The organism is Streptomyces sp. NPDC026206 (genome assembly GCF_040638465.1).
GTDB lineage: Bacteria > Actinomycetota > Actinomycetes > Streptomycetales > Streptomycetaceae > Streptomyces.
In genome coordinates, this window is sequence record NZ_JBEZYL010000011.1 from 106,683 (window position 1) to 127,272 (window position 20,590).

At 71.3% G+C, this 20,590-nt stretch carries 20 protein-coding genes, 1 tRNA gene and 1 pseudogene; 12 read left to right on the top strand and 10 right to left on the bottom strand.

Annotated features, from left to right (window positions below):
* Positions 1–16: 16 nt before the first annotated feature.
* Positions 17–838, bottom strand: coding sequence for a helix-turn-helix transcriptional regulator (locus AB0F13_RS17550; protein ID WP_362082336.1), 822 nt, complete (start codon positions 836–838; stop codon positions 17–19).
* A gap of 379 nt (positions 839–1,217) precedes the next feature.
* Here AB0F13_RS17550 and polX point away from each other — a divergent pair, with 379 nt between their 5' ends.
* Positions 1,218–2,945, top strand: coding sequence for a DNA polymerase/3'-5' exonuclease PolX (gene polX / locus AB0F13_RS17555; protein WP_362082339.1), 1,728 nt, complete (start codon positions 1,218–1,220; stop codon positions 2,943–2,945).
* Here the strand turns inward: polX and AB0F13_RS17560 are convergent.
* Both AB0F13_RS17560 and AB0F13_RS17565 read right to left on the bottom strand, forming a co-directional pair.
* Entirely contained in the window at positions 2,938–3,780 is an 843-nt protein-coding gene (locus AB0F13_RS17560; RefSeq protein ID WP_362082655.1) for a polyphosphate polymerase domain-containing protein, read from the bottom strand. The two genes, polX and AB0F13_RS17560, sit on opposite strands and share 8 nt — an antisense overlap.
* Positions 3,781–3,806: 26 nt before the next feature.
* Complete coding sequence (locus AB0F13_RS17565; protein WP_362082342.1) at positions 3,807–4,436, bottom strand: DUF4956 domain-containing protein; 630 nt, start codon at positions 4,434–4,436, stop codon at positions 3,807–3,809.
* A 333-nt stretch (positions 4,437–4,769) separates the two neighbouring features.
* Between AB0F13_RS17565 and AB0F13_RS17570 the strand changes: the two are divergent.
* Positions 4,770–5,045: pseudogene (locus tag AB0F13_RS17570) on the top strand (amino acid permease); the annotation flags it as partial.
* Positions 5,046–5,245: 200 nt separating this feature from the next.
* Here the strand turns inward: AB0F13_RS17570 and AB0F13_RS17575 are convergent.
* The 3 genes from AB0F13_RS17575 to AB0F13_RS17585 form a co-directional block, all read right to left on the bottom strand.
* Positions 5,246–5,914: a VC0807 family protein gene (locus AB0F13_RS17575; protein WP_362082345.1), complete on the bottom strand. Its 669-nt coding sequence runs from the start codon at positions 5,912–5,914 to the stop codon at positions 5,246–5,248.
* Positions 5,915–6,103: 189 nt separating this feature from the next.
* Complete coding sequence (locus AB0F13_RS17580) at positions 6,104–6,322, bottom strand: hypothetical protein (protein ID WP_362082348.1); 219 nt, start codon at positions 6,320–6,322, stop codon at positions 6,104–6,106.
* A 73-nt stretch (positions 6,323–6,395) separates the two neighbouring features.
* Positions 6,396–7,037, bottom strand: coding sequence for a pyridoxamine 5'-phosphate oxidase family protein (locus AB0F13_RS17585; RefSeq protein ID WP_362082351.1), 642 nt, complete (start codon positions 7,035–7,037; stop codon positions 6,396–6,398).
* A gap of 327 nt (positions 7,038–7,364) precedes the next feature.
* Between AB0F13_RS17585 and AB0F13_RS17590 the strand changes: the two genes are divergently transcribed.
* Both AB0F13_RS17590 and AB0F13_RS17595 read left to right on the top strand, forming a co-directional pair.
* Entirely contained in the window at positions 7,365–9,614 is a 2,250-nt protein-coding gene (locus AB0F13_RS17590; protein ID WP_362082354.1) for a germacradienol/geosmin synthase, read from the top strand.
* A gap of 103 nt (positions 9,615–9,717) precedes the next feature.
* A complete protein-coding gene (locus AB0F13_RS17595; RefSeq protein WP_362082357.1) occupies positions 9,718–10,344 on the top strand; it encodes a histidine phosphatase family protein in 627 nt (208 codons plus the stop codon).
* Positions 10,345–10,419: 75 nt separating this feature from the next.
* Here AB0F13_RS17595 and AB0F13_RS17600 read toward each other — a convergent pair.
* Positions 10,420–10,493, bottom strand: a tRNA-Lys gene (locus AB0F13_RS17600).
* 279 nt (positions 10,494–10,772) lie between these two features.
* Between AB0F13_RS17600 and AB0F13_RS17605 the strand changes: the two genes are divergently transcribed.
* The 6 genes from AB0F13_RS17605 (at position 10,773) to AB0F13_RS17630 (ending at position 16,002) form a co-directional block, all read left to right on the top strand.
* On the top strand, positions 10,773–10,958 hold the full coding sequence (locus AB0F13_RS17605) for a hypothetical protein (RefSeq protein WP_362082360.1): 186 nt from the start codon (positions 10,773–10,775) through the stop codon (positions 10,956–10,958).
* A 139-nt stretch (positions 10,959–11,097) separates the two neighbouring features.
* A complete protein-coding gene (locus tag AB0F13_RS17610; RefSeq protein WP_362082362.1) occupies positions 11,098–11,661 on the top strand; it encodes a MauE/DoxX family redox-associated membrane protein in 564 nt (187 codons plus the stop codon).
* Positions 11,662–11,680: 19 nt separating this feature from the next.
* The gene (locus tag AB0F13_RS17615) at positions 11,681–12,220 is read left to right on the top strand and encodes a hypothetical protein (RefSeq protein WP_362082365.1); all 540 of its coding nucleotides are present in this window, start codon (positions 11,681–11,683) and stop codon (positions 12,218–12,220) included.
* An 8-nt stretch (positions 12,221–12,228) separates the two neighbouring features.
* On the top strand, positions 12,229–14,094 hold the full coding sequence (locus tag AB0F13_RS17620; protein WP_362082368.1) for an ABC transporter ATP-binding protein: 1,866 nt from the start codon (positions 12,229–12,231) through the stop codon (positions 14,092–14,094).
* Positions 14,091–14,729, top strand: a complete 639-nt coding sequence (locus AB0F13_RS17625; RefSeq protein ID WP_362082371.1) for a S26 family signal peptidase — start codon at positions 14,091–14,093, stop codon at positions 14,727–14,729. Before AB0F13_RS17620 ends, AB0F13_RS17625 begins: the two co-directional genes overlap by 4 nt.
* A 157-nt stretch (positions 14,730–14,886) precedes the next feature.
* Positions 14,887–16,002, top strand: a complete 1,116-nt coding sequence (locus tag AB0F13_RS17630; RefSeq protein ID WP_362082374.1) for a dispase autolysis-inducing protein — start codon at positions 14,887–14,889, stop codon at positions 16,000–16,002.
* 65 nt (positions 16,003–16,067) lie between these two features.
* On the opposite strand, the gene AB0F13_RS17635 is transcribed toward AB0F13_RS17630, so the two are convergent.
* Complete coding sequence (locus AB0F13_RS17635) at positions 16,068–16,394, bottom strand: putative quinol monooxygenase (RefSeq protein ID WP_362082377.1); 327 nt, start codon at positions 16,392–16,394, stop codon at positions 16,068–16,070.
* 180 nt (positions 16,395–16,574) lie between these two features.
* On the bottom strand, positions 16,575–17,489 hold the full coding sequence (locus tag AB0F13_RS17640) for a LysR family transcriptional regulator (RefSeq protein WP_362082380.1): 915 nt from the start codon (positions 17,487–17,489) through the stop codon (positions 16,575–16,577).
* 95 nt (positions 17,490–17,584) lie between these two features.
* On the opposite strand from AB0F13_RS17640, the gene tdh reads away from it, so the two are divergent.
* Both tdh and AB0F13_RS17650 read left to right on the top strand, forming a co-directional pair.
* Entirely contained in the window at positions 17,585–18,625 is a 1,041-nt protein-coding gene (gene tdh / locus AB0F13_RS17645) for an L-threonine 3-dehydrogenase (RefSeq protein ID WP_362082383.1), read from the top strand.
* A gap of 29 nt (positions 18,626–18,654) precedes the next feature.
* Positions 18,655–19,836, top strand: coding sequence for a glycine C-acetyltransferase (locus AB0F13_RS17650; protein WP_362082386.1), 1,182 nt, complete (start codon positions 18,655–18,657; stop codon positions 19,834–19,836).
* A 120-nt stretch (positions 19,837–19,956) separates the two neighbouring features.
* Here AB0F13_RS17650 and AB0F13_RS17655 read toward each other — a convergent pair whose 3' ends face one another.
* Positions 19,957–20,478 carry a heme-binding protein gene (locus AB0F13_RS17655; RefSeq protein ID WP_362082389.1) on the bottom strand — a complete coding sequence of 174 codons (522 nt, stop codon included), beginning with the start codon at positions 20,476–20,478 and terminating at the stop codon, positions 19,957–19,959.
* Positions 20,479–20,590: the final 112 nt, after the last annotated feature.

Genomic DNA, 20,590 nt, shown 5'->3' on the forward strand with positions numbered 1-20,590 from the left:
CCGCACCCCGGCCCCGTCACGGGTCGGGCTCGAACAGCAGGATGGTGAAGCGCGCCCCCGGGGAGCTGTAGGGCCGGGCCATGCACATGGTGACCTGGCCCGCCGGCGCGGTGGGGTAGCCCCAGTGACGCATCGAGCGCCGGTCACCGTCGGGGTGGATGTGGGCGACGCCGCCGCGGCCGTAGACCGGCCCCGCGTGCGGGTCGGCCATCACCTCCGCTTCCAGCTGCTGCAGGTCCGCGTTGTCCGGGTGGGCTGCCAGGGCGGCGCGGAACGCGCCGGTCACCGGCTCCGCCCACTGCTCCGCCCAGTTCAGCAGGATCAGCTCGCGCGCCTCCTCGTTCAGCAGCATGTACCGCATCACGTTCTGCTCGGGTACCCGCGGCGGGTCGCCCTCGGCCCGGGGAAACATCCGGACGAACATGTCGTTGCAGGCCAGGAGGTTCCACGCGGGATCGGTGATGTACGCCGCGTGGCCGGTGACGGCGTCCACCGCACGCTGCCAGGCCCCATTGACCCGGTTGCCGGCCTGCGGGTCGGAGGGCGTCGGCGGCTCGTACCCGAGGGCGTAGTGATAGAGCGCGCTGCGCTGGTGCTCGGACATGCGCAGCACCCTGGCCACTTCGTCGAGCATCTCCGGCGCCGGAGCCGAGAGGTTTCCTCGCTCGAACTCCCCGTACCAGCGCTCCGTCTTGTACAGCAACTGTGCCACCTGGGCCTGGGACAGCCCTCGCGCACTGCGCCCCCGCCCGGTACGCCGCGGCCACCCCACCTCCATCGGATCGATCCGCGCGCGCTGAGCCTCCAGCAGCTCCTTCAACGCCCTCTTGCTGTCCACCGCTCCCCTTTCTCCCTGCCCGGCCATCCGCATCGCCACATATGCGGTGATCTGCCCGTCTCCCGGCCCCCAATTACAGGAAGTCGGTGTTCCTGAAGTACCTCATCAGGAATGAACCCGGCCTGTCACGGGGTCGGAACACAGGTGAGAATCTGACGACGGACGAGGCGCGTCGCGGGGGAACGCGCTTCGCCTCGCCGTCGGGGGAGGAAACCGGGGGGAAGGAACCAGGGGAAGGAATCCGGGGAGGACATCCGCACCCCACCGCTGCGGGCCGGCCGGCTCACGCCCGGCGGCCGCGGGGGACCTGCAAGCCGTCCGGCGCACCGCCGGACCGGCCCGGAGTGTGACACCGGCGCCCCCGTGGCACGCTTGGTCCATGGTCCGGCCCAATGAGGAGGTCGAGGCGCTCCTCCAGGAGTACGCCGATCTCGTCGCGATCACCGGTGGTGACGCCTTCAAGGCCCGCGCCTACGAGAAGGCCGCCCGCGCGATCGGCGGGCACCCCACCGACGTCTCGAAGCTCGACACCAAGGGACTGCGGGACATCCCCAACGTGGGCAGGTCGATCGCCGAGAAGGTCGCGGAATACCTGCGCACCGGCCGTGTCTCCACCCTGGAGGAGGTCAGGGCGGCCGTTCCGGCCGGGGTCCGGGAGCTGATCACCATTCCCACGCTCGGGCCCAGGAAGGCGATGACCCTCTACGAGGAACTGCGCGTCTCCTCCGTGGAGGAGCTGCTCGACGCCATCCACGAGGAGCGGCTGCGCGACCTGAAGGGCTTCGGTGAGAAGACCGAGGCGAACATCCTCCACGGCATCGCCCTCATGCAGAAGGCCGGCGGCCGCATCCTCCTCAGCAGCGCCATGGGCGTCGCGGAACAGGTGGTCCGCGAGCTGTCGTCGGTGAGCGGGTGCGAGGGCTGCGCGTACGCCGGCTCACTGCGCCGCATGCGGGAGACCATCGGGGACATCGACGTCCTCGTCGCCGCCGCCCGTTCCGGCCCGTTCATGGAGGCCTTCAGCAGTCTCCCGTACACCGCCGAGGTCATCGCGCACGGGGAGAAGAAGACCTCCATCCGCACCACCAAGGGCCTGCAGGTCGACCTGCGGGTCCTGCCGCCGGACTCCTGGGGAGCGGGCCTGCTGTACTTCACCGGTTCCAAGGCGCACAACATCCGGGTGCGCGAGATCGCCGTACGCCAGAAGCTCAAGCTGTCGGAGTACGGCCTGTTCCACGCCGAGAGCGGCAAGAAGATCGTGTCCAGGACGGAGGAGGAGGTCTACGCCCGCCTCGGCCTCCCGTGGATCCCCCCGGCACTGCGTGAGGACCGCGGCGAGATCGCCGCCGGTCTGCGCGACGAGCTCCCGGAGCTGGTCGAGGAGAGCGACATCCGTGGCGACCTGCACACTCACACCGACCTCACCGACGGCCTCGCCTCCCTCGACGACATGGTCACCGCCGCTGCCGCCCGCGGCTACACCTACTACGCCGTCACCGACCACGCCCCCAACCTCTACATGCAGCGGATGACCGACGAGAAGATGCTCGCCCAGCGCGAGCGGGTGCGGGCGCTGGACGGCAAGCACGGCAGGATGCGCCTGCTGCACGGCACCGAACTCAACATCGGACCGGACGGCGAGGTGGACTGGCCCGACGAATTCCTCGCAGGCTTCGACCTGTGCGTCGCCTCCATCCACTCCCACTTCAACCAGAGCCGGGAAGAGCTGACCCGCCGGCTCGTGCGCGCCTGCGAGAACCCGTACGTGGCCGTCATCGGCCACCCCACCACCCGGCTGATCGGCAAGCGGCCCGGCATCGACGCCGACTTCGACGCGGTCTTCGAAGCCTGCGCCCGGACCGGCACCGCCCTGGAGATCAACGCACACCCCGAGCGCCTCGATCTGTGCGACGAGGACATCCTGCGCGCCAAGCGCTACGGCGTGAAGTTCGCCGTGAACACCGACGCCCACTCCACCACGCACCTGCCGTACATGCGCTACGGCGTGGGCACCGCGCAGCGCGGCTGGCTGACGAAGGACGACGTCATCAACACCTGGCCGCTGCAGCGCCTGCGGCGCTTCCTGCGGGCCCAGGGGGTCAGCTGACGCCGGCGAAGGCCCGGTGTGCGGCACGGCGCCAGCGGTTGGCCGGCAGGGCGGGGCGCAGCGCGGCGTAGGCGCCGCAGTATTTGGTGAAGTCGGCGGGCCGCACTCCGTGGGTGTGGAGCAGCCGGTCCGCCTCGGTGAGGCGGCCGGTGCTCTTGGTCTCCACCAGTACGAGGCCGCCGTGACCGCGCACGGTCCGGCCGGTGCGCAGGTCGGTGCAGACCAGGCCCGCGTCGCAGGTGATGCGCTCGCCGTCGGCGACCAGGGTCGCCCGGAGGTAGTCGGTGCCGAGGGAGGGGTGCAGGTTCTGCGGGGCGCCGATGCCGTAGGCCTGGTGCAGGGTGGCGGCCAGGAAGGCGCGGCAGCGCGCGTCCAGTGGGGTGTCGTCGCCGGTCAGGGGGCGGCGGTGCTTGACGGTGTCGCCGCGGCGGCCCTTGAGCTTGATCTCGAACTGCCGCTCGCCGGTGTCCTCGTAGAGCCGTTCGCGGATCTTGAAGCGCAGTCGGCGGCCCTGGCGGTGGTCGTGGAAGGAGCGCAGGGCGGGGGTGTCGTAGTAGACGGAGTGGTACCGGAAGGTGTTCCGTTGGCCGATGGTCAGGGCCCGGAAGGGGCCGCCGGGGCGGTGCGGGTCCGTCAGGAGTGCGGCCAGGCGGGTGAAGGTGTCGGCCGGGACGAGGTAACTGCGGTCGAAGCGGGCGAGCAGCTCGGCGCGTGCGTTGACCTCGGCGAGCGATACGGGCTCGGCGGCGCCGGCGGCCCGGGCGATGGCCTGGACGGCCGGGGCGGGTGCCGGGTGGCCGGCCAGGGCCCTGGCGGCGGGCACGGCGGCGGGCATGGTGGCCGGGTGGGGTGCGGGGGCGCTCATACCGTCTCCCAGGCCGGGTTGTCCCGGGACACACGGCCGGCCTGCCCGCCGGGGATCACCGGTCCGGGCCGCGGCTCGCGGTAGCGCACGTCGACGACCGTCAGGTCCCGTACGTAGTCGACCTCCATGACCGTCCAGTTCAGGGGCTCGCCCAGCCGCCGGGCGAGGTCCGCGCGCAGTGCGGACGGGTCGGCGTGCACGGTGTCGAGCGTGACCAGCGTACGGCGCGAGCGGGCGAACAGCTTGGGGTGATCGGCCCCGTACACCACCAGCAGCATGATCGCGCTGAGCGCCGTGGCCAGGGCGACGGCGAGATGCGGCAGGCCGCAGATCAGGCCCAGGACCAGGGTGGTGAAGTAGTAGGCGACCTCTTCGTGCTGGACGGCGTCGGAGCGCAGCCTGATGATCGACAGTACCCCGAAGAGACCGAAGCCGAGGGCCATGCCGCCGTTGCCGCCGACCTCGGCGAGCGCCGCCACGATCGTGAACAGCGCGACGTTCAGGGAGAGGTAGGCGGGGACCAGGTCGCGGCGCCGGTGCCGCGGATAGTAGACCGCGAACGTCAGCAGACACACGGCGGCGAGGTCGAGTACCAGGTGGGCGGCAAGGTGTCGCACGGATTCCATCGCTTCCTCCCTCGGTGCGCCCGGACAGTCGCGGGACGCTGAGGAAACTCTTGGTGAACACCGCCACCGTACTGGGTGAAGCATACAAATCCTTGACGAAAACGCTCAGGACATGACCGGATCCGGAAGGAGCACGTCCCATTCGGTGCTCTTGCGCCGAACAGCCCCTCACCGGCCGGCCCCGCCGCCGGCAGGCCGCGCGCATCGGGCCCTCGGGCCCGGGGCAGGCTCCTGCGGAGAACGACGCCACCCCTGACCCGGAGGTCTCCCTGTGCCGCAGCCCGGACGGTCACGCACCGCTTCCCCCTCGGAGCCTCGGCGGACGAGGACTTACTGCGCAGGCTCGGCTACCGGCCCCAATTGGCCCGGCGCATGGGGACGATGGGCAACTTCGCCATCTCCTTCTCCGTGATCTCCGTGCTGTCCGGGTGCATGACCCTCTACGGCTTCGGGCTGAGGACCGGCGGCCCTGCGGTGATGATGTGGGGCTGGCTCCTGGTCGGGGCGATGGCGCTGTTCGTCGCCACCGCTCTCGCCGAGGTGACCAGCGCCTACCCCACGAGCGGCGCCCTCTACTACATGGCGGACCGGCTCGGGGGGCGCCGCTGGGGAAGGAGGGAGACCGGTGGTGGTGGCGGGTCGGCGCCCGCAGCGGCACGCCCGTACGGGCGGTATGGCTGGCCGTCGGGGTGGCGGGCGTCCTCGCCCTGCGCGGTGACGGTCCTGTTCTGCCTGCCGCAGTCCCGGCCGGACCACGGCCGTACGGCGTTCCCGCGGCCGCCCCTGCGGACCGGCCGGCGGAAGGCGTCCTACGCGGCGGTGACCGGCTCGGCCGCTGAAGGGGCCTGGGCGGTGCGGGCGGCCTCTGCGGCCGCGCCCCGGGCGCGGGCCCGCTTGGAGTAGCTGATGGTCCAGGCGATCAGGAGAGCCGGGGCGCCGTAGGAGAGCACCGAGTTCACGCCGAGCATTGCGTCCGTCGGCAGGGCGTAGGACAGCCCGATCCGTACCAGCGCCTCGGCGACGTAGCCCAGCCCCCACACCATGGTGATCCTGCGCATCGTGCGCCGGAAACCGGCCTGCTGCTCCCACAGGGCGTTCCAGCGCGCCAGGCCTTCCTTGGTCCCGTCGGTGCCGAACTTGCGGCCGAAGTAGAACATCAGCGGGCGAGGGGCGGCGAGCGTCGCCAGGCAGACCAGGCCGAACAGGCCGGTGACGGCCGAGTCCTTCACCAGCAGCAGCCGCGTCGAGTGCGGCCCGACGGCGGTGACGGCCAGGGTGAGCATCATGAAGATGAAGGTGATCACTGCGAACTCGTCGATCCGCCGGTGCCAGGCCAGGTACACCGCCGTATCGACCAGAGGCCAGACTCCCGACAGGGCAAGGGCGGAGAACTCGCTCCAGCCCGCGTCCCGCAGCTGGTTGTACGTCACGATCGGCAGGACGACGTTGCAGACGATCGAGACGGCCCAACTGAGCACGGTGGTCCTCGTGATGCGCCGTGACGACGTGGACGGCTGGACAGACACTGATTTCCCCCAAGATCAAATATCGGAACGGACGGACCTTAGGGGGATATCCAGCCACGTGGCAAACGGACGCCCCCTCGGCCGGCACGAGTCGGTGCGGGCCGCGGGGGCGTCAGGGGTCGGTCGGGCTGCGGACAGCGGTTACCGGAGGTAGACCTGGCCGGTCGCTTCCTGCGGCAGCTCGCTCTTGAGCACGGAGGCCGCCCGGTCGACCGGCTCGGCGAGGTAGGCCAGGCGGGCGACGCGGCCGGACAGGGCAGAGGCGCCGAGGCCGTCGCCGCCCGCCGCGTGAGCGGGGTCGGCGAGCGAGGCCAGGCCGCAGGCCGCGAGAAGGACCGATCCCGCTGTGACGCGATTCATGATGGGATTTTTCATGACCTGTCCAACGACGATCGGCGACACTCGACACGAAAAGGAGTGGAACGACCACTTTTCAGGTGTAGAGCCCCTCCGCGTACCGTGGACCGTAGTGGCGCTCCAGCTCCTCCAGAGTCTGCCCGGTCGGCTCCAGGGCCTGCGCGATACGGGCCCGCGAGGGCATCGCCCCGGGATTCCAGGTCTCCGGCTTCCACAGGGCCGAGCGCAGGAACGCCTTGGAGCAGTGGAAGAAGACCTCCTCGATGTCGACGAGGAGGACGACCCGGGGGCGGTGCCCCTTGACCGTCATCCGGTCGAAGAACGGCGCGTCCCGGACCAGCCGGGCCCGGCCGTTGATGCGCAGGGTGTCGCCGCGCCCCGGGATCAGGTACAGCAGGCCGACGTGCGGGTTGTCGAGCACGTTGTGGAAGCCGTCGGCCCGCCGGTTGCCCGGCCGTTCCGGCACCGCGATGGTGGTGTCGTCGAGGACGAGCGTGAAGCTGCCGGAGGGATCGCCCTTCGGGGAGGCGTCGCAACTGCCGTCCGCCGCAGCCGTCGACACCACGCAGAACGGCGACTGGGACAGCCACTGCTTGTCCTCTTCCTCCAGCCGCGTACGCACCTTGCCCGCCGCACGCGCATTCGGCCGACCGAGCAGCTCCGCCAGCTCCTCCCGCGTGGTTATCTCCACGGTCTCCGTGGTCTCCGTGGTCTCCATCGAGGAATCCCCCTCCGTACGGTCCGAGTTCACGCCATCACACCGGACGCGGCCGGCGAAGCGGCCGTGCGACCTCCCTCCCAGCTTATGCACTGGGCACATGCGCGGAGATTGCGCCACGTCACGAACCGGGGAACCCCAACGAGCCCCGGGCGCACGGCTTTTAACCCATCCGGTCCCGACCTTCACCACATTGAGGGATAAGCCCACTTTCCCGGGCGCTTATCACTGCCCGGCGCCTAGCCTGCTCAAGTGATCGTCCGAGCGTGAGCCGGTTCCTCGGCGTTCCCCGTCCACCCCGGCCCCCCGCGAAAGGCCGCGCACGCGATGCCGAACCCCTTCGAGCTTCCCCGCTTCTACATGCCGTATCCGGCGCGCCTGAATCCCCGCCTGGAAAGCGCCCGGGAACACTCCAAGGCATGGGCCAGGAAGATGGAGATGATCGAGGGCTCGGGCATCTGGGAGGAGCCGGACTTCGACTCCCACGACTACGCGCTGCTGTGCTCCTACACCCACCCCGACGCCTCGGGAGTGCTCCTCGACCTGATCACCGACTGGTACGTGTGGGTGTTCTTCTTCGACGACGACTTCCTGGCCAGGTTCAAGCGCACCGGCGACATGCGCGGCGCGAAGGAGTACCTCGACCGGCTGCCCGCGTTCATGCCGCTGGATCCGGCCGTCCCCGTCGAGGAGCCCGTCAACCAGGTCGAGGCGGGACTGGCCGACCTGTGGGCCCGCACCGTTCCGTCGATGTCGCAGGACTGGCGCCGGCGCTTCCGGCAGAGCACCTGGCACCTGCTGGAGGAGTCCCTGTGGGAGCTGTCCAACATCAATGAGGGACGGGTCGCCAACCCCGTCGAGTACATCGAGATGCGCCGCAAGGTCGGCGGTGCTCCGTGGTCCGCCAATCTGGTCGAACTGGCCGCGGGCGCCGAGGTCCCCGGCGGCATCGCGGCGAGCCGGCCGATGCAGGTACTGAAGGACACCTTCTCCGACGGGGTGCACCTGCGCAACGACCTCTTCTCCTACCAGCGCGAGATCCAGGCCGAGGGTGAACTCGCCAACGCCGTGCTGGTCCTGGAGCGGTTCCTGGGCTGCGACACCCAGCAGGCCGCCGACTCCGTCAACGACCTCCTCACCTCCCGCCTCCAGCAGTTCGAGCACACCGCCCTCACGGAGCTGGAGCCCCTCTTCGCCGAGCACGGCCTGGGCCCGGCCGCCCGCGCCGACATCTTCGCCTACGTCAAGGGCCTGCAGGACTGGCAGTCGGGCGGCCACGAGTGGCACCTGCGCTCCAGCCGCTATATGAACGGGGCCTCCCGCGGCTCCTCCCCCGTGGCGGACGCCCTGCTGGGCGGCCCGCTCGGGCTGGGCACGTCGGCGGCGCGCCTGGTGCCGTCGATCCTGGCGTCGGTGCCGGCGCGGCTGCGCAGCTTCACCCATGTGCCCTTCCAGCGCGTGGGCCCGCTGCCGCGCCCCGACTTCCGCATGCCCTTCGAGAGCCGGCTGAGCCCCCACCTGGACGCCGCCCGCCGGCACAACATCGAGTGGGGGCACCGGATGGGGTTCCTGGAGCCCATCCCCGGCCTGGCCGTCTCCGGGCTGTGGACCGAGGAGAAGCTCCGGGACTACGACTTCCCCCTGTGTGCCGCCGGTCTGCACCCGGACGGCACCGCCGAGGAGGTCGACCTGGGCAGCGACTGGCTCACCTGGGGCACGTACGGCGACGACCTGTACCCCGCCCTCTTCGGGCGCAACCCCGATCCGGCCGGTGCGACGGCCTGCAACAAGCGGCTCCTGGAGTTCATGCCGCTGGACGCGGGCGCCACGCCGCCCCCGCTCAACGCGCTGGAGCGCGGCCTCGGCGATCTGTGGGCCCGTACGGCCGGCCCGATGAGCGAGGACGCCCGGCGTACCTTCCGCACCGCCATCGAAGTCATGCTCGACAGCTGGCTGTGGGAGCTGGCGAACCAGAGGCTGAACCGCATTCCCGAACCGGTCGACTACATCGAGATGCGCCGCAGGACCTTCGGCTCGGATCTCACCATGAGCCTCTCCCGCATCGGCCACGGCAGGACCGTGCCGCCGGAGGTGTACCGGTCCCGGCCCGTCCAGGCCATGGAGAACGCGGCAGCCGACTACGCCTGCATGATCAACGACATTTTCTCCTACCAGAAGGAAATCGAGTTCGAGGGCGAGGTGCACAATGCCGTCCTCGTCGTCGAGAACTTCTTCCATTGCGGCCGCACCGAGGCGCTGGGCATCGTCAGCGACCTGATGCAGTCCCGGATGCGGGAGTTCCAGCACGTCACAGACACGCAACTGCCGGCGCTCTTCGAGGAATACGGCCTCGACGCGGAAGCACGCGCGACCCTGGAGGGGTACGCCGAGGAACTCAGGAACTGGATGTCCGGAATCCTCACCTGGCACCGCGACTGCCGACGGTACGGGGAAGCGGACCTGCTGCGCCACGCCGCCCCGCCGGCGGTGCCCGCCGCCGCCGCACCGCCGCTGGGCGCTCCCACGGGCCTCGGCACCTCCGGCACGCGCCTCGCGACGCTGTTGCGTCCGTCGTGAGCGTCTTGGCGGCCGTGCCGCCCGTCGCGGAACCGCCGCGCGGACGGCGGCGTCCCCCGACAGTACGGACAAGATCGACGACGCCAAGGGGAGTGTTTCGCGCATGACGGGAACAGCCGCTCGCTATCTGTACCTGGCCCGGCACGGTGAGGCCCTGCCGGACCACAGCGGGCTGACGGACGACGGCCGCCGCCAGGCCGCGCTGCTCGGCGAGCGGCTGCGGGGCGTTCCCCTCTCGGCGGTGCACCACAGCCCGCTGCCGAGGGCGGAGCAGACGGCCCGGCTGATCGGCGACCGGCTCGACGGCGTTCCCTTGCACGTCTCGGAAGCCGCCGGGGACTACGTCCCTTATGCGCCGAAGGCGGAGGAATTGCCGCCGGATTCGGCCGACTATCTCATGAGCTATGTGGCCCGGTTCGCGGAGGAGGAACTTTTTAAACGCGGGCCGGAGCTGGCACGCGAGGCGCTGGCGTCGTTCAGCGGCCCGGTTCAGGGCAACGAGCCGCGTCATGAGCTGGTCGTCACCCACAACTTCCTCATCGGCTGGTTCGTGCGGGCGGCGCAGGACGCCCCGAAGTGGCGCTGGCTGGGCCTCAACCACTGCAACGCAGCACTGACGGTCATCCGGTACGCGCCGGGCCGGCCGTCTTCCGTGCTCTTCTACAACGACATGCGGCACCTGCCCGAAGAGCTCCGCTGGACCGGCTTCCCGCCGGAGATGCGCGTCTGACGCGGCGTCGTGCGGTGGCCGCGGCCGCCGCACGACGAAGGCCCCCACCATGCGGTGGGGGCCTTCGCCTGTCAGTGCGCCGCCAGGGACTCGAACCCCGGACCTGCTGATTAAGAGTCAGCCGCTCTGACCAACTGAGCTAGCGGCGCGGGATGAATACTACCCGATCGGATGAGTGGTCCGGCACTTGTGCCGGACGGGCCGGCAGCCACGACTCCCCACCATCGGCCGGAACAGGCCCACAAGGCCGGGATACGCCCTTCCCGCCCACCTTGACCGGAATGCATGTAGCAGCATTCCGAGTTACGGCATGAAACTCCCCTTGTCCGCCCGGAGAGAGAGCGGACCGAAGCTCAGTGACGTTTTCCCTCGCCCGCTCCTCAGCGACGTGCGAGCGGGCACCACTTCCCTCGAGAAGGAGTGCGTGAATGTCCAAGAGGCTCGAATCGATGAGCAGCAGGCTGCTGGGCCTGTTCGTGCCCAAGGTCGAGGCGGCGGCGGCCGTGCAGGCCTGCCAGTGCTTCAACTCCTGCTGGCAGTGTGCGCGCAGCGCCTGCTGCGTGAACACGTACTGCGGCTCGATCAACTGTTGGAAGAGCTGTCCCAAGTGCTGAGTTCGTAGCAAGCCGCCGGCAGGCGGCTTTCGTGCGCTCAGAGGGGAACACCGGTTGGGTGGTGTCCGGTTACGGGCGCCTTCCGCCTGCCGGTGTTCCCCGGTCGTTCGTCCGGAGAACAGCAAGCGGAGGAGAGCCGGTGCCGTACGCGGAGATAGGGATTCGCGCTCTGATCGGAGGGATGTTTCTGATCTCGGCCGCCACCAAGCTGGCGGGCTCGCGTTCCTTTGGAGCCTTCGCGGATTCCCTTGCGGGGATGCGGTTGTTCTCCGCCGTCGTCGTCCGGCCGCTGGCCGCTCTCGTCGTGGCGGCCGAATGTATCGTCTGCGTTCTGCTCGCGGTGCCGTCGGCGCCTGTGGCCGCCCTCGGATTCGTCGTCGCGGCGGGGTTGCTCGTCGCCTTCGCGGGGGCGGTCGCGGTGGTGGCCGGCCGGGGCACGCACACGTCCTGCCGGTGCTTCGGCACCTCGTCGGTGCCCCTGGGAATCCGCCACGTCGTGCGCAACATGCTGCTCGCCGCCGTGGCCGCGGCGGGGGCGGCGACCACGCGGGCGACCGGTCAGGTGAGCACGGCCGGCCTGGTGCTGGCGGCCCTCGCGGGGCTGCTGCTGGGCGGGCTCGTCGCCGTACTCGACGACATCCTCGGGCTGTTCCAGTCCCTCGACACCACATCCGCGGCCGTCACCACGCGCGGTCCGCGATGAGAAGAGAATGGAGACTGCCGTGTCCATCGTGATCGCCGCTCTCATCCTGGTCGGGCTCCTGTGCTCGCTGGACCTCCTTCTCACCGTCGGCGTCATCAAACGGCTCCGCGAGCACACCGAACTGCTCTCCCGCAAAGGCGACCAGGCGTCCTTGACCACCGGGGAGGAGGTCGGGTCGTTCTCGGCGAGGACGGTGGACGGTGAGGCGGTGACCGACGAGATGATCGACACCGAGACCGTGGTCGCGTTCTTCTCCACCACCTGCGGGCCCTGCAAGGAGAAGCTGCCGAAGTTCGTGGAGTACGCCCGGTCGGTGCCCGGCGGGCGCGGCCGGGTCATCGCCACGGTGGTCGGTGAGGGCGACGAGAGTGCCCCCATGGTCGCGGCCCTGAGCCCGGTGGCCCGGGTGACGGCCGAGGACGCGAGCGGGGTGATGGGCGAAGCCTTCAAAGTGATGGCGTATCCCGTGGTGCTGAAGGTCAACCGGACCACCGACGGCCGCCTGCTGGTCATGGCCGATCAGGTCGACGTGGACCGGCCTGCCGTCGCCTCCGTATGAGCGAGCGCGTGACCGACGGAGCCGCCTGCGGCGCGCTGCGCCGGGCCCTGCTCGCGGGCAGGCTGGTCGCCCGGGCCGCGCCCGGCACGCTGGTGCTGTATGCGGTGCCCGCGCTGGCCACCGGTGTGCTGCCGGTCGCCACCGCGTGGTCCACCAAGCTGGTCATCGACAGGATCGTCGCCGGGGGCGGCAGGGCGGAACTGCTGCTGCCTACCGTCGCCCTGGTGGTCACCGGTGTGGTCGCGGCGCTCGCCCCGCACGTCGTGCGCTATCTGCGGACGGAGTTGGACCGCAGGGTCGGGCTGTACGCCCAGGACCGGCTGTTCACGGCCGTGGACGCGTTCGTAGGGCTGGGGCGGTTCGAGAACCCGCGCTTCCTGGACCGGCTGCGGCTGGCCCAGCAGACGGACGTCGCCTCGCCGCCCTCCGGGCAGGCCGTCGACGGCGTCCTCGGCGTCCTGCGCTCCACGTTCACCATCGGGGGGTTCGTCGGGACCCTGTCCCTGATCAGCCCACTGATGACGGTGCTGGTGCTGGTCGCCGGCGCCCCCACGCTCGTCGCCGAGGTCGCGCTGTCGCGGCGGCGGGCCCGCACGATCTGGGACATCGGCCCGGCCGAACGGCGCGAGTTCTTCTACCAGGGGCTGCTCACGAGCGTGGAGGCGGCCAAGGAGATCCGGCTCTTCGGCACCGGCGCCTTTCTGCGGGGGCGCATGCTGGCCGACCGGCGCACCGCCAACAGGGCGCGCCGCGCCATGGATCTGCGCGAGGTGCGGGTGCAGGCCGGGCTCGGGTTGCCGGCCGCCGTGGCCTCGGGGGCGGGCCTGCTGTGGGCGGTGGGTGCCGCGCGCGCGGGCGAGCTCACCCCCGGTGACGTCGCGGTGTTCATCGCCGCGGTGGTCGGCGTACAGGGAGCGCTCACCTCGCTGGCCAACGACGTGGCCGGCGTGCACCAGGCGCTGCTGCTCTTCGACCACTACGTGGCCGTCGTCGGCGCGGGACCCGAGCTGCCCACGGCGGCGGCGCCCGTGGCGCTGCCCCGGCTGCGGCGCGGCATCGAGCTGCGCGACGTGTGGTTCCGCTACTCCCCCGGCCATCCCTGGGTGCTGCGGGGCGTGGACCTGTTCGTCCCGTACGGCACGTCGGTCGGGCTCGTGGGGCTGAACGGGTCCGGCAAGTCCACGCTCGTGAAGCTGCTCTGCCGCTTCTACGACCCCACCCGGGGCGCGATCCTCTGGGACGGGGTGGACATCCGCGACGTGGACGTCGCGGAGCTGCGGCGGAACATCAGCGCCGTGTTCCAGGACTACATGGACTACGACATGACCGCGGCGGAGAACATCGCCCAGGGCGATCTCGGCGCGCTCGGCGACCCCGGGCGGATCCGGGCCGCGGCCGGCCGGGCCGGCATCCACGACAAACTCGCCGGGCTCCCCCAGGGATACGACACGCTGCTGTCGAGGATGTTCTTCATGGAGTCCGACAAGGACGACCCCGCGACCGGCGTCCTGCTCTCGGGCGGGCAGTGCCAGCGGCTCGCGCTGGCCCGCGCGTTCGTACGCGACCGGCGTGAGCTGATGATCCTGGACGAGCCGTCGGCCGGGCTCGACGCGGCGGCCGAGTACGAGATCCACAGCTCTCTGCGGCGCCACCGGGCCGGGCGGACCAGCCTGCTGATCTCCCACCGCCTGGGAGCGCTGCGCGACGTCGGCCTCATTGTCGTGCTGTCCGAAGGACGCGTCATCGAACAGGGGGACCACGCCGCGCTGATGACGGCCGGCGGGGAGTACGCGCGGCTGTTCACCCTGCAGGCATCCGGCTACCGGGCCGGCTCCGGGCCCGAAGCGCAATCGGCACTGAAGGATGTGCGATGACCTCCGACACCACTGCGGACGCCTCCGCCCTGCGGGCCGAGACCGCCCTGGACCGGGCCCGGCACCGGGCCCGCCGTTCGCTGTTCCTGCGGCTGGCGCTGCTGGCGGCCACCGCGCTGCTGGGCGGCGCCGCGGCCGCGCTGCTCGCGGCCGGCGCCGCGACCGGCGGGGCGCTCTGTGCTGCCGGGGCCCTGCTCCTGGGGCTGGGCCTCCTGCTGGCCGTGATCGCCGGGCGCAGGCTCGTCGCGGTGACCGTCGACGGCAGGAGCATGGAGCCCGCGTACCGCGACGGTGACCGTGTGCTCGTCCGCCGCGGCGCGCAGGCCGCCAAGGGCGAGGTGGTGGTCGTGGAGAGGCCGCCGTTCCGGTCACCGTGGTACGAGCCGCCGCTGGGCCGGCGCGCCGGTGCTCCGGCCGTCTACGAGCGGCAGTGGGTCATCAAGAGAGTGGCGGCGGTACCGGGGGATCCCGTCCCGCCCGGCACCGTTTCGGCCTCGGCGGGCGGCCCCGGCGCACGTGTGCCGGCGGGCATGGTCGTCCTGCTGGGGGACAACCGCGAGCACAGCTACGACTCCCGTCAGGTGGGCTACTTCCCGGCGGAGCGTGTCCTGGGTTCCGTGCTGCGCACGTTCTGACAAATATGCGACAACAACGCGCTCTTGCTTGATTTTTTTCGTCAAGCTGGTTTCCGGACAGCACGATTGGCGCTGGAGCGCGTTATGGGCCGAAGGTCCGACGGGCTAGAACTTGATCATCAGTGACCTCGTGTCCGTGCCCCACAAGGGAGAGATCGTGAAGCGAACCGGTTCAGCCGTCACCGCGGCGGCCGCAGCCTTCGTCCTTGCCCAGTCGCCCGCCGCCGTCGCCGCGGACGCCGCCGCCTGGACAGCACCGTCCTGCACCCGGGTCACCGGCGACGGAGGGGTCACCTTCACCACGGACGACGGCGCGAGCCTGACGCCCACGACCGGGACCCTGAAGCCGGTCAGCTACACCCACGGCCTGGCCGCCCTGGACACTCCCAACACGCTGCTCGCCACCCGCAACAGCGAACTGCAGCGCTCGACCGACGCCGGCTGCACCTGGACGCGGCTCGCGACGCTCGGCAGCGGCTCCACCCGGCTGACCGCCGCCCCCGGCGGGCGTGCCTTCGCCTGGGAGACGAGCGGCAGTTACCTCGCCCGGGTGGACGGCCACACCGTCACCCGGCTCTCCGCCCCCACGGCCGGCATCGTGGGCGTGGGCACCGACCGGACGCGGCCCGGCCATGTGCGCCTGGCCGGCAACGACGGGCAGCTGTACGACTCGGTGGACGGCGGGGCGAGCTGGAAGCCGGTGGGCACCCGGGCGTTCGGGAGCGGGGCCAGCCTGTACTCCGTGGCCTTCGACCCCGCCGACCTCGGCCACGCCGTCGCGGGCGGCATGGCGCGCGGCGGGGCGGTGACCACCGACGGCGGAGCCACGTGGACGGCCTCCACCGGTCTGTCGAGCACCCCGGACGGCCCGGCGAACCTCTTCAAGGCGGTCGTCTCGCCCGCCCGTTCCTCGGTGGTCTACGCGCTGGGCATCGACCTCGCGGAGGCCGCGCCGGGCTCCGGCTCGGAGGGGCGCCACCTCTACCGTTCGGCCGACGGCGGCCGAACGTTCGTCAAGGTCGTCGACGACACCGCGGCCACCAAGCTCACCAACGGCACCCTGCTGGCACCGAGCCCCTCCGACGCCGATGTGCTCTATTTCGAGTACGGCACCTACTTCCAGAACTACGGCACCGACCTCTTCCGGCTCGACGCGGCGACGGGCAAGGTCGCCACGACCCACAACGCGTACGACGGCATCTCGGCCATCGCCTTCAACCCCGCCCGGCCGAAGGTGATGTACCTGGGTGTGGAGGATGTGCGGGTCGACTGACGGCAGGCCGGCAGGCGGCGTACGCCGTGTCCACCGCGCGGTCGCGCGGCGGACACGGCGCCGTGCTAGCGGCGCGGCGAGAGCTCCGCCATCGCCGACCAGCCGGTGCCGGGCACCTCGACGTTGATGATCCGGGGCGTCTCGGCGATCACGTCGGGCATCCAGGCCATGGCGGTCTTGAAGTGCTCGGAGTTGACGTGCGCCTCGCCCGCCCCGGCGGACGCGAAGGCCTCGACGAGGACGAACTCGTGGGGATTCTCGACGCTGCGTGACCACTCGTAGAAGACGTTGCCCGGCTCGTCGCGGGTGGCCCGGGTGAAGTCCTTGACGAGGTCGAGCCACTCCTCGCTCCGCTCGGGGCGGACGGTGAACTTGACGACGATGAAGATCATGGGTGCTCCAGGGTGGTGGGTACCGGGGCCGGGCGGCCGGGGGCGGCGGCCTCGGTGCTCGCTGCGGAGCCGGCCGCGCCCGGGGCCGCGACCATCGTGCCCCGCGCGGCTCGCCCCCGCGAACGAACCCGGCGTCGTTTCCGGCCCTGCCGGAAAACCGCGCCGGCCGGGCAGGCGCCCTCAGCCGGTGAGGGCGGCGGCCCGGTCGCGGAGCTCGGCGAGGGCGAGCCGCAGCAGGGGGTGTCCTTCGCTGCCCCGGCGGACCGCGGTGAAGACCCGCCGGGTGGGACCCGGTCCGCTCACGGCCCGCACGGCGGGGGTGAGGGCCGGGCGGATGCCGTGGAGCGCCGAACGCGGTACGAGGGCGACGCCGGCACCGACGGCGACCAGGGCGCAGACGGCGGAGAAGTCGTCCGAAAGGCACTCCACGCGGGGCTGGAAGCGGGCCTCCTCGCAGGCGCGCAGCACGGCCTCGTGGACGGGGTTGCCGGGCCAGGGGGTGATCCACAGGTCGTCGCGCAGGTCCGCGAGGTTCACTTCCGGCGCGTCGGCCAGCCGGTGGCCGGGGGGAAGGACGGCGTCGAAGGGTTCGGCGTACAGCGGGGCGTACAGCAGCTGCCCCTTGCCGGAGGAGAGGGTGTCGCGGTGCTCGACGGCGACGGCGATGTCGACATCGCCGTCGATGAGCAGGCGCACGCTCGCATGCCCCTCGGCGTCCTTGACCCTGACGCGGACCTGCGGTGCCCGTTGCCGCAGGGCGGCGACGGCCGGGGCGACGACCTCGGTGATGGAGGTCGCGAAGGCGGCCACGGCCACCTCGCCCACCAGGCCCGTCGAGCACGCGGCCAGGTCCGCCTCGGCCCGCTCCAGCTGTGCGGATATCTCGGTGGCGTGCCGGGCGAGGACGGTACCGGCGGCGGTGAGCCGGACGGTGCGGCCACGGCGTTCCAGCAGGGCGTGGCCGGTCTCCGCCTCCAGGGCGGCCAGCTGCTGGGAGACGGCCGAGGGCGACAGGTACAGGGCATGGGCGGCCGCGGTGACGGTGCCGTGGTCGGCGAGGGCACGCAGCACCCGGAGGCGGCGGGGGTCGATCACCTGTCCATTATCCCAGATCGTGAAGCAGAGCTTCACAAGCCATATGGAAAAATGTCGATGGACTTCACAGCTCCGGAAGTTCAAAGTGATCCCCCATGAGGGCATTGGTAAAGACCACCGCCGGACCCGGTCTGGAGCTGACCGAGGTGCCGACCCCCGAGGCCGGACCCGGGCAGGTCCTGATCAAGGTGCTGCGCACCGGCATCTGCGGAACCGACCTGCACATCGACAGCTGGGACGCCTGGGCGGCCCGCGTGGTCCGCGCTCCCCTCGTGCTGGGCCACGAGTTCGCCGGCGAGGTCATGGCGACGGGCCCGGGCGTCACCGGCGTGAAGACCGGCGACACGGTCAGCGGCGAGGGCCACCTCGTCTGCGGCACGTGCCGCAACTGCATGGCCGGCCGGCGTCACCTGTGCATCCGCACGGTCGGCCTCGGCGTCCACACCGACGGCGCCTTCGCCGAGTACGTGGTCCTGCCCGAGTCGAACGTCTGGGTGCACCGGCACGAGATCGACATCGACGTGGCGGCGATCTTCGACCCGTTCGGCAACGCCGTGCACACCGCCCTCGCCTTCCCCGTCCTCAACGAGGACGTGCTGATCACCGGCGCCGGGCCCATCGGCATGATGGCCGCCGCCGTCGCCGAGCACGCCGGAGCGCGCTCCACCGTCATCACGGACGTCAGCCCCTACCGGCTCGCCCTCGCGCGGAAGATGGGCGCCACCGTCGCCCTCGACGTCAGCAGCCGCCGCATCGCCGACGTCATGCCGGAGCTCGGCATGACCGAGGGCTTCGACATCGGCATGGAGATGTCCGGCCGCGCCGACGCACTCCAGGACATGATCGCCACCATGTCGCCCGGTGGCCGCATCGCCGCCCTCGGCCTTCCCACCGGTGACGTGAGCATCGACATGGCCACCCTGGTGACCCGCATGCTGACCCTGCGCGGCATCTACGGCCGCGAGATGTACGAGACCTGGTACGCGATGTCGGTCCTGCTGCGCAGCGGCCTCGACATCTCCCCGGTGATAACGCACCGGTTCGGGTTCGAGCAGCACGCCGAGGCGTTCGCCACCGCCCGCTCCGGCCAGTGCGGGAAGGTCGTCATCGACTGGACCCGGCCGACCACCCCCTGACGCAGACCCACACGACGAGGAGTCACCCCGTGTTCGACAGCATGCGCGAGCACCTGCGCACCGAGCTGCAGGGCATCCGCGACGCCGGCCTGTACAAGTCCGAGCGAGTGATCACCAGCCCGCAGTCCGCCGCGATCAGCGTCGGCGACGGCAAGGTCGTGAACTTCTGCTCCAACAACTACCTCGACCTCGCCGACCACCCCGAGGTGATCGCCGCCGCCAAGCAGGCGCTGGACGAGTGGGGCTTCGGCATGGCCTCGGTCCGCTTCATCTGCGGCACCCAGGCCCCGCACAAGGAGCTCGAGGAGAAGATCTCGCGGTTCCTCGGCACCGAGGACACGATCCTCTACAGCTCGTGCTTCGACGCCAACGGCGGTGTCTTCGAGACGCTGCTCGGCGCCGACGACGCGGTGATCTCCGACGAGCTCAACCACGCCAGCATCATCGACGGCATCCGCCTGTCGAAGGCGGCCCGCTTCCGTTACCGCAACCGCGACATGGCCGACCTGGAGCGGTGCCTGAAGGAGGCGGCGGGCGCCCGCCACAAGCTGATCGTCACCGACGGCGTGTTCTCCATGGACGGCTACATCGCCCCCCTGGACGAGATCTGCGACCTGGCCGAGCGCTACGGCGCCCTGGTGATGGTCGACGACTCGCACGCCGTCGGCTTCGTGGGCGAGGAGGGCCGCGGCACGCCCGAGCTCTTCGGGGTGACCGAGCGGGTCGACATCATCACCGGCACCCTCGGCAAGGCGCTCGGCGGCGCCAGCGGCGGCTACGTCGCCGCCCGCGCCGAGATCGTCGAGCTGCTGCGCCAGCGCTCCCGCCCGTACCTCTTCTCCAACTCCCTCGCGCCCTCGATCGTCGGTGCCTCGCTGCGCGTGCTCGACCTGCTGACGGAGTCGGGCGACCGCCGGGCGCGGCTGCGGGAGAACACCGCGCTGTTCCGCACCGAGATGACCGCGGCGGGCTTCGATGTCCTGCCCGGCGAGCACGCCATCAGCCCGGTGATGATCGGTGATGCGGCCGAGGCCGCCCGGATGGCCGCGGCCCTGCTGGAGAAGGGCATCTATGTGATCGCCTTCTCCTATCCCGTCGTGCCCAAGGGCAAGGCGCGCATCCGCGTCCAGCTGTCCGCCGCGCACTCCCGCGAGGACGTGCTGCGCACGGTCGCGGCGTTCCGCGAGGTCAGGGACGCCATCGCCGTCTGAGCGGACGCCGCGGGGGCCGGCAGGACAATGACGTCCTGCCGGCCCCCGCGCGCACGTCCGGCCGCACGTCGCCACCGGTGCCGGCCGCGGAAGGTGCGGCGGCCCGGCGGGCCCGCGTGATCAGCCGAGCGCGACCACGCCCGCCCGGGCGTACTTCTCGTCCAGGTCGCCGCTCGGGGCGCCCGCCACGCCGATGCCGGCGACCGGGGCTCCCTCGGTCCGGACGGGGGCGCCGCCGGGGAGGAAGAGGGTGCCGGGGATGTCCTTCAGGTTCGGCGCCTGCTGAAGGCGCTTGACCAGCTCGGAGGTCGGGGCGTTCCAGGAGACCGCCGTGAAGGCCTTGCGCTGGGCGGACTCGTACGACTGCGGGCCCGCGCCGTCCCCCCGCAGGGTCACGACGGTGTTGCCGTTGCGGTCGACGACGGCGACGGACACCTTCTGCCCGTCCTTCCCGGCGGCGGCGAGTGCCGCCTGGGCTGCCTTGACCGCCGACCCGGCCGTCAGATGGGTCGTTTCGGTGAAGGTCTTCGGCGCGGTGGACGCCGTGGCGGAGACGGCCCCGAAGGTGCCGGCGCCGATGACGGCCGCCGCGGCGACGGTCAGCACCCGGGCACGGACGGGGAACTTCTGCGGGCTCTTCACGGTGACTCCTTGACCAGTGGGCTGCGGGACGGCGACACGGGGGCGGCGGACCCGCCGGGCCGTGCGCCGTGGCTCCATCCTCCAAGCGCCAGGGGCCCGTGCCGGTCGTCGT